Below are 15,547 nucleotides of genomic sequence, written 5' to 3'. Positions count from 1 at the left end.
TCTTTCAGAGCAGCTCGTTCAGGTGCGCGGCGAGCAGGGCCGGCGTCGGATGGTCGAAGACGACACTGGGCGCGATCTTCCGTTCGGTGCGGGCGCGCAGCCGGTTGCGGAGTTCGATCGCGGTGAGCGAGTCGAACCCGATCTCGAACAGCCCCTGGTCCGGATCGACCTGGTGGGCGGCGCGGTAGCCCAGTACCCCGGCCACCTGGGCGCGCACCAGGTCCAGGAGGACCTCCGCCCGCTCGTCCGGCTCGAGCCCGGCCAGCCGGCCGGCCCAGTCTTCGTCCACAGTGGACGTCACACGGGCCTGCCGGCGCCCGGCGCGGACCAGGCCGCGCAGCAGGTGCGGTACTTCGGTGCCGCCCGCCGCCTCGGCGCGCAGGCCCCGCAGGTCGAGCTGGGCGGGCACCAGCAGTGCCTCCCCCGACCCGATGGCGGCGTCGAAGAGGTCCAGGCCCTCCGCGGGTTTCATGGCGACCAGCCCGCCGCGCCGGGTCATCCGGGCCCGGCCGGCCTCGTCGGTCCCGGCCGCCATGCCGCCGGTGGTCTGGTCCCACAGCCCCCACGCCAGCGACTGGCCCGGCAGGCCGGCCGCGCGCCGGTGGGCCATCAGCCCGTCCAGGTACGCGTTCGCCGCGGCGTAGCTGCCGCTGCCCGCGCCCATGAACACCGCGGAAACCGAGGAGTAGACGACGAAGGCGTCGAGGTCCAGGTCGCGGGTCAGCTCGTCGAGGTGGCGGACCGCGTCGACCTTGGGCGCGAACACCTCGGCCAGCCGGTCCGGCGTCACCGTCCCGATCACCCCGGCGTCCGAAACGCCCGCCGTGTGCACCACGGCGGTCGGCCGGTGCTCCTCGAGCAGGGCCGCCACCTGGTCCCGGTCGGCGACGTCGCAGGCCGCGACCGATACGTCGGCGCCCAGGCCGGTGAGGTCGGTGACCAGGTCCTTCGCGCTCTCGGCGTCGAGGCCCCGGCGACTGGCCAGCACCAGCTGCCGGACGCCGTGCCGCTCGACGAGGTGCCGGGCGACCAGGCCGCCGAGCGAGCCGGTCCCGCCGGTGACCAGCACCGGTCCCCGGGTCTTGAAGCCGGCGGCCGGGTCCGGCCGGGCGGCGCGGGCGAGGCGGGGGATGGACAGGGTGGTGCCGCGCACCGCGACCTGCGGCTCGCCGTCGGCGAGCACCGACGCCAGCAGCGGCGGCACGTCGGCTTCGGGCTCGACGTCGAGCAGGACGATCCGGTCCGGGTTCTCCGCCTGCGCGGCCCGGACCAGCCCCCACACCGCGGCCGCGGCCGGGTCGTGCACCACACCGTCGCCGGCGGGCACCGCGCCGCGGGTCACGATCGCCAGCTTCGTCCCCTCCAGCCCGCCGCCGGCCAGCCAGCACTGGACCACGTCCAGCACCCGGACGGTGAGCGCCAGCACCGGGTCCTGGCCGGCGACGGCTTCCATGAGGGCGACCGCCGGCGCCTCCGCCGCGCCGGTGAGCACGTCGTCGGCGAGCGTCGCCACCTCTTCCGCGGAGGTGACCGGAACCCACGACGGCACCGGCCCCGAAGTATCCACAGAGGACAGTGGCGTCCAGTCCACGCGGTACAGCGAGCCGGCGCCCGCCGAACCCGCCGCCGTCGTCAGCTGCTCGTTCGACACCGGGCGACCGACCAGGGAATCGAGCGTCACGACCAGGCCGCCGGTCTCGTCCACGGCCTCCAGCGACAGGCTGTCCCGCTCGGGCTTGGCGACGCGGACTCGCAGCACCGAGGCGCCGGCCGCGTGCAGCCGCAGCCCGTTCCAGGCGAACGGCAGCCGCACCTCGTCGCCGTAGGACTCGGTGTCCGCCGCGGCGCTGACCATCGTCGAATGCAGGGCCGCGTCCAGCAGCGCGGGGTGGATGCCGAACCGGCCGGCTTCCGCGCGAGCGTCTTCGGGCAGCGCTATTTCGGCGAAGGTTTCGGTGTTGTCCCCACTGCCGCGCCGCCACACCGCCCGCACGGCCCGGAATGTGGGCCCGTAGCCGTAACCGACGTCCGCGAGCACGTCGTAGGCACCGGTGACGTCCACGGGTTCCGCCTCCGGTGGCGGCCAGGCGGCGAAGTCGAACGCGGCGGTTCCCCGCGGCCGGTTCTCCGGGACCAGCACGCCCGTGGCGTGCCGGATCCAGCCGTCCGCGTCCTCGCGCAGGGAGTGGACGTCCACGGTGCGCGAGCCGTCGTCGCCGGGGCCGCCGAGGGCGACCTGCACGCGGACCCCGCCGCGGCGGGGCACCACGAGCGGCGCCTCGATCACCAGCTCGTCGAGCACCGGGCAGCCGGCTTCGTCACCGGCCCGCACGGCCAGCTCGACCAGCCCGGTGCCGGGGACGATCACGACGTCCCGGACCGCGTGGTCGGCCAGCCAGGGGTGCGACCGCAGCGACAGCCGGGAAGTGAAGACCAGGCCGTCGGACTGCGGCAGCTCGACGACCGCGCCGAGCAGCGGGTGGTCCGCCCCGGCCAGCCCCAGCGAGACGGCGTCGGACGCGGTGTCCGCAGCGCGGAGCCAGTAGTGCTCGTGGTCGAAGGCGTACGTCGGGAGGTCGGCCCGGGCGGGCGGCACCAGCGACGTCCAGTCCACTTCGACCCCGCGGACGAAGAGCTCGGCCATCGACGTCAGCAGGCGCCGCAGACCGCCGTCGTCCCGGCGCAGCGAACCGGTGACGACGGCGTCGGTTTCGTCGGTGAGCTCGGTGATCGGCTGGACCAGCACCGGGTGGGCGCTGATCTCGACGAACACGCCGTGGCGCTGCTCGAGCAGCGCCGTCACGGCCGGCCCGAACCGCACCTGGCCGCGCAGGTTCCGGTACCAGTACCCGCCGTCCACGACTCCCGCGTCCCGGATCCACCCACCGGTCAGGGTGGAGAGGAACGGCACCAGCGGTGCCCGGGCGCCGATCCCGGCCAGCGCTTCGGCCAGGGTCTCCTCGATGTCTTCGACGTGCCGGGTGTGCGAGGCGTAGTCCACGGCCACCCGCCGGACGCGGACGCCCTGGCCGGACAGCGCTTCGAGGGCTTCGGCGAGGGCCTCGGCGTCCCCGGCGACCACCACCGACGACGGGCTGTTGACCGCGGCCACCTCGACCCGGCCGGCCCACGGCGCCAAGCGCGTGACGGCGTCTTCCTCGCTCAGGGCGACCGAGGCCATGCCGCCGCGGCCGGAGAGCTTCGCGGCGATGGCCTGGCTGCGCAGCGCGACCACCTTCGCCGCGTCTTCCAGCGACAACGCCCCCGACACACATGCCGCGGCGATCTCGCCCTGGGAGTGGCCGAGCACCGCGTCGGGCACCACCCCGGCCGAGGACCACACCGCGGCCAGGCCGACCATCATCGCGAAGCTCGCGGGCTGCAGGACATCCACCCGGTCCGACAGGCCGGCGTCATCGCCGCGCAGCACGTCGAGCAGCGACCAGTCGATCCACGGCGCCAGCGCGGCCGCGCACTCGGCGATCCGCTCCGCGAACACGGGGGACGTCTCCAGGAGTTCCCGGCCCATGCCCGCCCACTGCGTTCCCTGGCCCGGGAACACCCAGACGAGCTTGCCCGGCAGGCCGGACGCGGGCACCCGGCCGGTGACCAGGCCCGGTTCGTCCTCGCCGCGGGCCAGCGCAGAGAGACCACTGCGGGCTTCCTCGGCGGAATCCGCCACGACGACCGCGCGCTCGCCGAACAGCGCGCGGCCGGGCAGCGCACCGGCGACGCCGGGAAGAGGCTCGTCCTCGAGGAGCGAGGCCAGGCGGCGGGCCTGGCCGGCCAGGGATCCGGCGGTGCGGGCCGAAACGACCAGCGGCACCACGCCGCCGTCGTGCGGTCCGGCGACCGGCTCCGCCTCGGCCGGCGCTTCTTCGATGATCAGGTGGGCGTTGGTGCCGCTGATCCCGAACGAGGACACCCCGGCCCGGCGCGGACGGCCGGTGCGCGGCCACTCCCGCGCCTCGGTCAGCACTTCGACCGCCCCGGTGGACCAGTCGACCTGGCTGGTGGGCCGGTCCACGTGCAGGGTGGGCGGCATGACGCCGTGCCGCAGCGCCTGCACCATCTTGATCACCCCGGCGACCCCGGCGGCCGACTGCGTGTGCCCGAAGTTCGACTTCACCGACCCCAGCCACAGCGGCGTCTCCGGGTCCCGGTCCTTGCCGTAGGTGGCCAGCAGGGCCTGCGCCTCGATCGGGTCGCCCAGCGCCGTCCCGGTGCCGTGCCCCTCCACCATGTCCACATCGGACGGCTGGAGGCCGGCGCCGGCGAGGGCGCGGCGGATCACCCGCTGCTGCGACGGCCCGTTGGGGGCGGTCAGGCCGTTGGAGGCGCCGTCGGAGTTCACCGCGCTGCCGCGCAGCACGGCCAGCACCCGGTGGCCGCGCTCGCGCGCCACCGAAAGCCGCTCCAGCACGACGATCCCGGCACCCTCGGCCCAGCCGGTGCCGTCCGCGCCGTCCGCGTAGGCCTTGCACCGGCCGTCGCCGGCCAGGCCACGCTGCTTCGCGAACTCCACGAAGGTGCCCGGCGTCCCCATCACCGTGACGCCGCCGGCCAGGGCCATCGAGCACTCGCCCTGCCGCAGTGCCTGTCCGGCCAGGTGCATCGCGACCAGCGACGACGAGCACGCCGTGTCGATCGTGACGGCCGGCCCCTCGAACCCGAAGACGTAGGAGACCCGGCCCGACACGACGCTCGAAGCGCCCGCCGTGCTCGCGTACCCCTCCAGTTCGGCCGGATCCGCGCCCATCCCGTAGCCCTGGTTGGACACCCCGGCGAACACCCCGACGTCGGCGCCCTTCAACGAACCCGGGTCGACACCGACGCCTTCGAGGGCTTCCCAGGACGTCTCCAGCAGCAGCCGCTGCTGCGGGTCCATGGCCAGGGCCTCACGCGGCGAAATCCCGAAGAACCCCGCGTCGAAGAGGCCGGCGCCGTCGAGGAAACCACCCTGGCTGGTGTACGTCGTGCCGGAGCTGTCGGGGTCGTCGTCGAACAGGTTCTCCAGGTCCCAGCCCCGGTCCTCGGGGAAGGGGGACAGCCCTTCGAGGCCTTCGCGCACCAGGCGCCACAGGCCTTCGGGATCGGTGACCCCGCCCGGCAGCCGGCACGCCATGCCGACGATCGCGATCGGCTCGCCGGGATCCGCGGCGGCCGCGGCGGCCACCGGAGCGCTCGCCGCCGGGTCGCCGAGTTCGGCACGCAGGTAGCGGGCCAGCGCGATCGGCGTCGGGTAGTCGAAGACGAGCGTCGCGGGCAGCTTCAGCCCGCTCGCCTCGCGCAGGCGGTTCCGCAGTTCCACCGACGTCAGCGAGTCGAAGCCGGTGTCCTTGAACGCCGTGTCCGCGCGGACGGCTTCCGGGCCGGCGTGCCCGAGGACCAGCGCGACCTGCGTGCGGACGACGTCGAGCAGCAGCGCCTCCTGCTCCGCCGGGGCGAGCCCGGCGAGCCGCCCGGTCAGTCCACGGTCCACAGTGGACGCCGGACGCGCCTGCTGCCTGCCGGAGCGGACCAGGCCGCGCAGCAGGTGCGGCACCGTCCCGCCGGCGCGGGTCTTGCGCAGGTCGAGCTTGACCGGGACGACGAGCGCGTCCGGCGCGCCGACCGCGGCGTCGAACAGCTCCATGCCCTCGGCGGGCGAGATGGCCAGGACGCCGCCGCGGCTGGCGCGTGCCTGGTCGGCACCGCCGAGGTGGGCGGTCATGCCGTCGGTCTGCTCCCACAGGCCCCAGGCCAGCGAAGTGCCCGGCAGGCCCGCGGCCCGGCGGTTCGCCACCACGGCGTCGAGGTAGGCGTTGGCGGCGGCGTAGTTGCCCTGCCCGGCGGAGCCGAAGACCCCCGAGGCGGACGAGAACACGACGAAGGCGCCGAGGTCCAGCTCGCGGGTGAGCTCGTCGAGGTGGCGGACCGCGGTGACCTTCGGCGCGAACACGCCGGCCAGCCGCTCCCGCGTCAACGACTCGAAGACGCCGTCGTCCAGCACGCCCGCCGTGTGCACGACGGCGGCCGGGCGGTGTTCGGCCAGCAACGCGGCCACCTGGTCCCGGTCGGCCAGGTCGCACGCGACCACGGAGACCTCGGCGCCCTGGGCGGTGAGCTCGGCGGTCAGCTCGGCCATGCCAGCGGCGTCCGGGCCTCGCCGGCTGGCGAGCACCAGCCGCCGGACCCCGTGCCGGGCCACCAGGTGCCGGGCGGTGAGCACGCCCAGCGAGCCGGCCCCCGAGATCAGGACCGTCCCGTCGGGGCCGGACACGACCGGTTCCGCGACGGCTTCGGCACGCGCCAGCCGCGGGGCCGTCAGCGTGGTGCCCCGGACGGCGACCTGGGGCTCCCCCGAGGCCAGCACCGGACCCAGCGGGACGGCGCCGTCGGTGTCCAGCAGGACGATCCGGCCGGGGTTCTCCGCCTGCGCGGCCCGGACCAGCCCCCACACCGCGGCACCCGCGGGGTCGCGCACCACACCGTCGCCGGCGGGCACCGCACCCCGGGTCACCACGACCAGCCGGGCTTCGTCGGCCGCGTCGGCGAGCCAGGTCTGCACGGCCTCCAGGACCCGGCCGGTCAGTTCCAAGGGCTCTTCGCCGAAGGCTTCGAGCACCTCGACGTGATCCGTGGGTGCGTCTCCGGCCGCGGGAATCTCGGCCCATTCCAGGCGGAACAACGCGTCACGGTGAGCCGCCGCGCCCAGCTGTTCGGTCGACACCGGCCGGGAGACCAGCGAATCCGCCGTAACGACGAGACCGCCGGCCTCGTCCGCGGCCGCGACCGACAGGGCGTCCGGACCGCTCGGGGCGAGCCGGACCCGCAGCGCCGACGCCCCGGCCGCGTGCAGGACCAAGCCGTTCCAGGCGAACGGCAGCACCGGCCGGCCCGGCTCTTCCGTCGTGGTGGCACCGAGCATGCCCGCGTGCAGGGCGGCGTCCAGCAGGCCGGGGTGGATGCCGAACCGGGCGGCGTCCGCGCGGTCGTCCTCGGGGAGGGCGACCTCGGCGAACACCTCGTTGTTCTCCCCGCTGCCGCGCCGCCACACCGCCCGCAAGCCGCGGAAGGACGGCCCGTAGGCGTACCCGCGCTCGACGAGGCCGTCGTAGAAGTCCTCGACCTCGACGCGCTCGGCGCCGGGCGGCGGCCAAGCGGTGAAGTCGAACGGCTCCGGCCGCGACGGCGTCGCGGCCAGGAATCCGGTCGCGTGCCGGGTCCAGACCTCCGCACCGGCGTCCTCGCGCAGGGAGTACACCTCGACCGCGCGTGAACCGGTCTCCCCCGGCGCGCCCACGACGACCTGGATCCGGACCCCGCCGTGGCCGGGGACGACCAGCGGGGCCTCGATGACGAGTTCCTCGAGGACCGGGCAGCCGGCCTCGTCCCCGGCCCGGACCGCCAGCTCGACGAGCCCGGTGCCCGCGACGAGCACCACCCCGCCGATGACGTGATCGGCCAGCCAGGGGTGCGACTTCAGCGACAGCCGGGAGGTGAAGACCAGGCCGTCCGACTGCGGCAGCCGGACCACCGCGCCCAGCAGCGGGTGGTCGGCCGCGACCTGCCCGAGCGAGGCCGCGTCCGTGGCCGCCGCGGCGGGCTGCAGCCAGTAGTGCTGCTGGTCGAAGGCGTACTTCGGCAGGTCGACGAACCCGGTCACCGGCGGCAGCAGCGCGGACCAGTCGACCGCCACCCCGCGGACGAACAGCTCGGCGACCGCGGCGATCAGCGCGGTGTCCTCCGGCCGGTCGTCCCGCAGGGCCGCGACGCACGTGACGTCGGCCGATTCCTCGACAAGAGCGGTCAGCGCCGCGCCCGGCCCGAGCTCCACGAACAGCGAGCCGCCGTCCTCCGCCGCGGCCGCGACGCCCTCGGCGAACCGCACCGGCCGCCGCACGTGCTCGGCCCAGTAGCCCGGCCCGGTCAGTTCGCCGGGCCCGGCGAGCCGGCCGGTCACGTTGGAGACCACCGGGATCTCCGGCTCGCGCCACGTCACGCCGGCCAGCTCGGCGGCGAACTCGGCCAGCATCGGTTCCATCCGCGCGGAGTGGAAGGCGTGCGAGACCTTGAGCTGCTTGGTCTTGTGCCCGCGCTCGCGCATGCGGGCGGCGGCCGCGACGACCGCGTCTTCGTCCCCGGAGAGGACGACCGCCGAAGGGCCGTTGACGGCCGCGAGTTCCACGCCCTCGCCGAGCAGTCCGGCGACCTCGTCTTCGGAGGCGGCCACGGCGACCATCGCCCCGCCCGGCGCCAGCGCCTGCATCAGCCGGCCCCGCGCCGCGACGATCCGCGCGGCGTCCGGCAGCGAAAAGACGCCCGCGGCATGCGCGGCGGTGATCTCCCCGATCGAGTGGCCGAGCACCACGTCCGGCCGGACCCCCCAGGACTCGGCGAGCCGGAACAGCGCGCTCTCCACCGCGAACAGCCCGGCCTGCGTGAAGACCGTCTGGTTCAGCAGCCCGGTTTCGGCCGGCACTTCGCCGAGCACGACGTCCCGCACGCTGTGCCCGGCCCGTCCGGCCAGGCAGGCGTCCAGCTGCGCGCAGGCCTCGTCGAACGCCGTCGCGAACACCGGGTACCGGTCGTGCAGTTCGCGGCCCATCCCGAGCCGCTGCGACCCCTGGCCGGGGAAGACGTAGACGACCTTGCCGGGCTTGGCCGAACCGGTCACCACGCCGGGCGCGCGTTCCCCGCGGGCCACCGCACGCAGCCCCGCCACCGCTTCCTCGTCCGTTCCCGCGACCACGACCGCGCGGTCCCCGAGCAGTGCCCGGCCCGACCGCAGCGCGCTCGCCAGCCGGGCCCGTGACACGCCGCCCGACTCCAGGACGCCGGCGAGGCGGCCGGCCTGGGCCGCCAAGGACGCGGGGCTGCCCGCCGAAACGACCAGCGGCACCGGCCCCTCGGCCTCCGGTTCTTCCGCGACGGCTTCCGCCGGGGGTGCCTCCTCGAGGATCAGGTGCGCGTTCGTCCCGCTGATCCCGAACGCGGACACCCCGGCCCGGCGCGGCCGGTCGCCGCCGGGCCACTCGCGCGGCTCGGTCAGCAGTTCCACCGCACCGGCCGACCAGTCGACCTCGGGTGTCGGCTCGGCCACGTGCAGGGTCGGCGGCAGGGCGCCGTGCCGCAGCGCCTGCACCATCTTGATCACGCCCGCGACCCCGGCGGCCGCCTGCGTGTGCCCGAAGTTCGACTTGATCGAGCCCAGCCACAAGGGCCGCTCGCGGCCCTGGCCGTAGGTCGCCAGCAGCGCCTGCGCTTCGATGGGGTCGCCCAGCGCGGTGCCCGTCCCGTGCGCCTCGACGACGTCCACATCGGACGCGACCAGTCCGGCCCCGGCCAGCGCCTTGCGGATCACGCGTTGCTGCGACGGCCCGTTCGGCGCGGTCAGGCCGTTCGACGCGCCGTCCTGGTTCACCGCGCTGCCGCGGATCACCGCCAGGATCCGGTGCCCGCGCTCCTGCGCCACCGAAAGCCGTTCGAGGACGAGCACCCCGGCGCCCTCGGCCCAGCCGGTGCCGTCCGCGGTCGAGGAGAAGGCCTTGGACCGGCCGTCGGCGGCCAGCACCCGCTGGCGGGAGAACGCGACGAAGGTGCCGGGCGTCGGCATCACCGTCGCCCCGCCGGCGAGCGCCATCGAGCACTCGCCCGCGCGCAGTGCCTGGGCGGCGAGGTGGATGGCCACCAGCGACGACGAGCACGCCGTGTCGATGGTGACCGCCGGGCCTTCGAGCCCGAAGACGTAGGACACCCGGCCCGAGGCCACGCTCGACGCCGCCCCGATGCCCGCGAACGCCTCCAGGTCCGGCGTGATCGCCCCGGCGCCGTAGCCCTGGGTGAAGACCCCGGAGAACACGCCGACGTCACTGCCCTTCAGCGAAAGCGGGTCGATGGCGGCATCTTCGATGGCCTCCCACGACGTCTCCAGCAGCACCCGCTGCTGCGGGTCCATGACGAGGGCCTCGCGCGGCGAGACGCCGAACAGGCCCGCGTCGAACTGCCCGGCGCCGCGCAGGAAGCCGCCCTGGCTGGTGTACGACGTCCCGGGGTGGTCGGGGTCCGGGTCGAACAGGCCGTCGGTGTCCCACCCCCGGTCGTCGGGGAAGTCCGAGAGGGCGTCGACGCCGCCGGCCACGAGCTGCCACAGGTCTTCGGGCGACGACACCCCACCCGGGAACCGGCAGGCCATCCCGACGACGGCGAGCGGCTCGTCGGCGTGCCGGGCCCCCTGCTTGCGCAGGCTGTGCAGCTCCGCCGTGACGCGCTTGAGGTACTTGAGGAGTTTCTCGTCCGTGGCCATTCCTGTGTCCTCACAAAGGTTGCTGGAGCGTCGGTCTCGAACCGGGGTCAGGTGAGACCCAGCTCCTCGTCGATGAAGTCGAGGACTTCGTCGGCGGACGCGGACTCGAGCCGGTCCGCCAGCGTTTCGCCGCCGGTCTGGTCGGTCACCCCGTTGCAGCGGGCCACCAGGCCCTGCAGCCGGAGGGTGAGACCGGTCTTCGTGGATTCGTCGAGCCGCAGCCCGCCGAGCAGCGCCTCGACGTCTTCGAGCCGGGCGTGCACCACCGAAAGCGCGTCGTCGCCGGCCCCGAGTTCGTCGCGCAGGTGCCGGGCGAGGACCAGCGGGGTCGGGTAGTCGAAGGCGAGCGTCGCGGGCAGCTTCAGCCCGGTGCTCTCCCGCAGCCGGTTGCGCAGGTCGACCGAGGTGAGCGAGTCGAACCCGGCGTCCTTGAACGCGGTGTCGGCGCGGACCGCGTCCGCCCCGCTGTGCCCGAGCACCGCCGCGACCTGACCGCGCACGAGGTCGACGAGCAGCGCCTCCTGGTCGGGCGCGGCCAGCCCGGCCAGCCGGCCCAGCAGCTGGTTGTCCACTGTGGACGCGGCCTGGGCCTGCCGCCGTCCGGTGCGGACCAGGCCGCGCAGCAGGTGCGGCACGGCACCGCCGGCCCGCACCTCCCGCAGGTCGAGCTTGACCGGCACGAGCAGCGCGGGCGGTGTGCCCGGTGCCGTACTGGAAAGTGCCGTGTCGAACAGGGCCATGCCCTCCTCGGCCGTGATCGGCCGCACCCCGCCCCGGCTCATCCGCGCCTGGTCGGTGCCACCGAGGTGCGCGGTCATGCCGGTGGCCTGCTCCCACAGGCCCCAGGCCAGCGAGAGGCCGGGCAGCCCGGCCGCCCGGCGGCTCGCCATCGCCGCGTCCAGGAACGCGTTCGCCGCCGCGTAGTTGCCCTGCCCCGGCGAGCCGAACACGCCCGAGCCGGAGGAGAAGACGACGAACGCGCCGAGTTCCCGGTCGCGGGTCAGCTCGTCGAGGTGGCGGACCGCGTCGACCTTGGGCGCGAACACCTTGGCCAGCCGCTCCGGGGTCAGCGTCCCGATGACGCCGTCGTCCAGGACCCCCGCCGTGTGGATGACGCTCGCCGGGCGGTGGGCGGCCAGGAGGGCGGCCACCTGGTCCCGGTCGGCGAGGTCGCAGGCGACGACGGACACGTTCGCGCCCTCGCCGGTGAGGTCGGTGACGAGGTCCTTCGCGCCGTCGGCGTCCAGGCCGCGGCGGCTGGCGAGCACCAGCTTCCGCACGCCGTGGTGGGTGACCAGGTGCCGCGCCACGATCTCGCCGAGCACACCCGCACCGGAGACGAGGACCGTCCCTTGTGGACTGGGCACCGCGGCCTCGGTCGCCTCGGCGCGGGCCAGGCGCGGGACGTACAGCGCTGTGCCGCGCACCGCGACCTGCGGCTCACCGGTGGCCAGCACCGCACCCAGCGGAACTTCGCCGTCGGTGTCCAGCAGGACGATCCGATCCGGGTTTTCCGCCTGCGCGGACCGGACCAGGCCCCAGACCGCCGCCGCGGCCGGGTCGGTCACCGGGGTGTCCCCGGCGGGCACCGCGCCGCGCGTCACCACGACCATGCGTTCCGCCTCGGGCTCGGTCAGCCAGGCCTGGAGCCGCTCCAAGACTCGGGAGGTCGCCGCCAGCGCGGAATCGCCCGCGGGAACCTCCAGCACCTCGGTGTCGTCTGCGGCGGCCACCACGCCACTCTCGAGCAGCTCGATCCAGTTCACCTGGAACAGCGAGTCTTGGGTGGTGGTGCGCGGCTGCCCGATCGACACCGGGCGCAGGGCGACCTCCTTCGCCGTGACGACCAGGTTGCCGGCGCCATCGGCCGCTTCCAGGAACCCGCCGGGCACCAACCGGACCCGCAGCGTCGACGCCCCCGCGGCGTGCAGTGTCAGGCCTCGCCATTCCATGGGCTGCGTCAGACCGTCATCGCCGGGCAGGGCGGGGTGCAGGGCCGCGTCGAGGAGCGCGGGGTGGATGCCGAACGCGCCGGGGTCCGCATCGTCCGGCAAGGAGACTTCGGCGAAGATCTCGTCGCCGGCCTGCCAGGTCGCCGGAACGCCGCCGATCTGCCGGGCGCCCGGGGGCGGCCAAGCCGTGAAGTCGAACCCGCTGCCGGCGGACGGCGTCGCCGACAGGGTTCCGGTGGCGTGCCGGGTCCACTCGTCGGTGGCGTCTTCGGGCTGGGAGTGCACTTCCAGGGTCCGGACGCCGCTCTCGGCCGGTCCGCTCACCGTGACCTGCACCCGGATCGCGCCGCGTTCCGGCACGACCAGGGGCGTCTCGATGACGAGTTCGTCCAGCACCGGGGTGCCGGCCTCGTCACCGGCCCGGACCGCCAGCTCGACGAGCGCGCTGCCGGGCACGACAACGACGTCGTCCAGGGTGTGCTCGGCCAGCCACGGCTGCGCCTTCAGCGACCACGCCGAGGTGAAGACCAGGCCGCCGGTCTGCGGCAGCCGGACCACCGGACCGGCCGCGTCGGCCGCGGTCTCGACGTACCGCAGCCAGTAGTGCTGGTGGTCGAAGGCGTACGTCGGCAAGTCGACGCGCGCGGGCGGCACCATCGTGGCCCAGTCCACGTCGACGCCGCGGACGAACAGCTCGGCCATCGACGTCAGCAACCGGTGCAGGCCGCCCTCCTCACGCCGCAGCGAGCCGGTGACGACCGAGTCGTCGGCTATCTCGCTGATCGCCTGGACGAGCACGGGGTGCGCGCTGACCTCGACGAACACCCGGTGGCCCAGGCCGAGCAGCTCGGCCACCGCCGGGCCGAAGCCGACCTGGTTGCGCAGGTTCCGGTACCAGTAATCGCCGTCGAAAACTCCGGCGTCGCGGATCCAGTCGCCGGTGAGGGTGGAGAAGAACGGCAGCGTCGGCGCCTGCGCCTCGATCCCGGCGAGTGCCTCGGCGAGGGGCTCCTGGATGTCTTCGACGTGCCGGGTGTGCGAGGCGTAGTCGACGGCCACCCGCCGGACCCGGATCTCGTGCGCGGACAACGCTTCGAGGGCCTGGTCGAGGGCCTCGGCATCGCCGGCGACGACCACCGACGACGGGCTGTTGACCGCGGCCACCTCGACCCGGCCGGCCCACGGCGCCAAGCGTGTGACGGCGTCTTCCTCGCTCAACGCGACCGAGGCCATCCCCCCGCGACCGGCCAGTTTCGCCGCGATGGCCTGGCTGCGCAGGGCAACCACCTTCGCCGCGTCCTGCAGCGACAACGCCCCCGCCACACACGCGGCCGCGATCTCACCCTGGGAGTGCCCCACGACGGCATCGGGCCGGACGCCCACGGACTGCCACACCGCGGCCAGGCCGACCATCACGGCGAAACAGGCGGGCTGCAGCACGTCGACCCGGTCCAGGTCGCCCTCGCCGCGGAGGACGTCGAGCAGGGACCAGTCGATCCACGGTTCGAGGGCGGCCGCGCACTCGCCGATCCGCTCGGCGAACACCGGCGACGCGTCGAGAAGCTCCCGGCCCATGCCCACCCACTGCGAACCCTGGCCCGGGAACACCCACACGACCTTGCCCGGCACGCCCGAGGCGGCCACCGTGCCGGTCACCACGCCGGGCGTGCTTTCGCCGCGGGCCACTGCCGCCAGTCCGGTCGTCGCCTCCTCGCGCGTGCCCGCCACCACGACGGCCCGGTCCGCGAACAGGGAGCGGCCGGACACCAGCGCCCCCGCGATGTCGGAGAGGGGCTCGCCGGACGTCTCGAGGAACGCCGCCAGCCGCCCGGCCTGACCGGCCAGGGCTCCGGCGCCGCGGGCGGACACCACGACCGGCACCACCCCGGCGGAGGGCGCTTCCGCGACCGGCGTCTCCTCCTCGGGCGCTTCCTCCAGGATGAGGTGGGCGTTGGTCCCGCTGATCCCGAACGAGGACACCCCGGCCCGGCGCGGCCGGCCTTCGCGCGGCCACTCCCGCGCCTCGGTCAGCAGCGAGACCGCGCCGGCCGACCAGTCGACCTCGGTGGACGGCTGGTCGACGTGCAGCGTCGGGGGCAGCACGCCGTGGCGCAGCGCCTGCACCATCTTGATCACGCTGGCCACGCCCGCGGCCGCCTGTGTGTGCCCGAGGTTCGACTTGACCGAACCGAGCCACAGCGGCTTCTCCGGGTCCCGGCCCTTCCCGTAGGTGGCCAGCAGCGCCTGCGCTTCGATCGGGTCGCCCAGCGTCGTGCCCGTGCCGTGCCCCTCGACGACGTCCACATCGGACGGTGCCAGCCCGGCTTCGGCGAGCGCGGCGCGGATCACCCGCTGCTGCGACGGCCCGTTGGGTGCGGTCAAGCCGTTCGAAGCGCCGTCCTGGTTGACCGCGATGCCCCGCAGCACCGCCAGCACCCGGTGCCCGCGCTCACGGGCGACCGAAAGCCGTTCCAACGCGACGACGCCGACGCCCTCGGCCAGCCCCATGCCGTCGGCGCTGTCGGCGAACGCCTTGCAGCGCCCGTCCATGGCCAGCCCGCGCTGCCGGGAAAACGAAACGAAGGAACCGGGCTGCGCCATCACCATCGCGCCGCCGGCCAGCGCCATCGAGCACTCGCCGCGCCGCAGCGCCTGCGCGGCGAGGTGCATCGCCACCAGCGACGACGAACACCCGGTGTCGACGGTGACCGCCGGCCCCTCGAAGCCGAGGACGTACGACACCCGGCCGGACGCGATGCACGGCGCCGCACCGGTGCCGACGAAGCCCTCCAGTTCCGGCGCGACCACGCCGCCACCGGCGCCGTAGCCCATGCTCGCGACGCCGGTGAAGACGCCGATGTCGCTGCCCTTCAGGGAAAGCGGGTCGGTGCCGGTGCGCTCGATGGCCTCCCAGGACGTCTCCAGCAGCAGCCGCTGCTGCGGGTCCATCGCGACGGCCTCGCGCGGCGAGATCCCGAAGAACCCCGCGTCGAAGAGGCCGGCCTCGTGGAGGAAGCCACCCTGGTCCGTGTACGTCGTGCCCGGGCGGTCGGGGTCCGGGTCGACGAGCCCGTCGACGTCCCAGCCGCGGTCACCGGGGAACGCGGAGACGGCGTCGGTCCCCTCGGCCACCAGCCGCCACAGGTCCTCGGGCGAGGACACCCCGCCCGGGTACCGGCACGCCATGGCGACGATGGCGATCGGCTCCCGCGCCTGGTCCTCGACCTCGCGCAACCGCGTGCGGGCGTCGCGGGCGTCGGCGATGGCCCGCTTGAGGTAGTCGCGGAGTCGTCCCTCGTCAGCCACT

At 74.8% G+C, this 15,547-nt stretch carries 2 protein-coding genes; both read right to left on the bottom strand.

Features of this window, described 5'->3' with window-relative positions:
• Positions 1-4: 4 nt before the first annotated feature.
• Positions 5-10,288, bottom strand: coding sequence for a type I polyketide synthase (locus QRY02_RS40800; protein WP_285988057.1), 10,284 nt, complete (start codon positions 10,286-10,288; stop codon positions 5-7).
• 47 nt (positions 10,289-10,335) lie between these two features.
• The gene (locus QRY02_RS40795) at positions 10,336-15,546 is read right to left on the bottom strand and encodes a type I polyketide synthase (protein WP_285994065.1); all 5,211 of its coding nucleotides are present in this window, start codon (positions 15,544-15,546) and stop codon (positions 10,336-10,338) included.
• Between the last annotated feature and the right edge of the window lies 1 nt (position 15,547).

The sequence above is a fragment of the Amycolatopsis sp. DG1A-15b genome, assembly GCF_030285645.1.
Lineage (GTDB): Bacteria > Actinomycetota > Actinomycetes > Mycobacteriales > Pseudonocardiaceae > Amycolatopsis.
This window is presented reverse-complemented; position numbering and strand designations above follow the sequence as displayed.

Bases quoted from the DNA above. Each gene is read 5' to 3' on its own strand.
- QRY02_RS40800 (WP_285988057.1), bottom strand. From the start codon at position 10,288: ATGGCCACGGACGAGAAACTCCTCAAGTACCTCAAGCGCGTCACGGCG.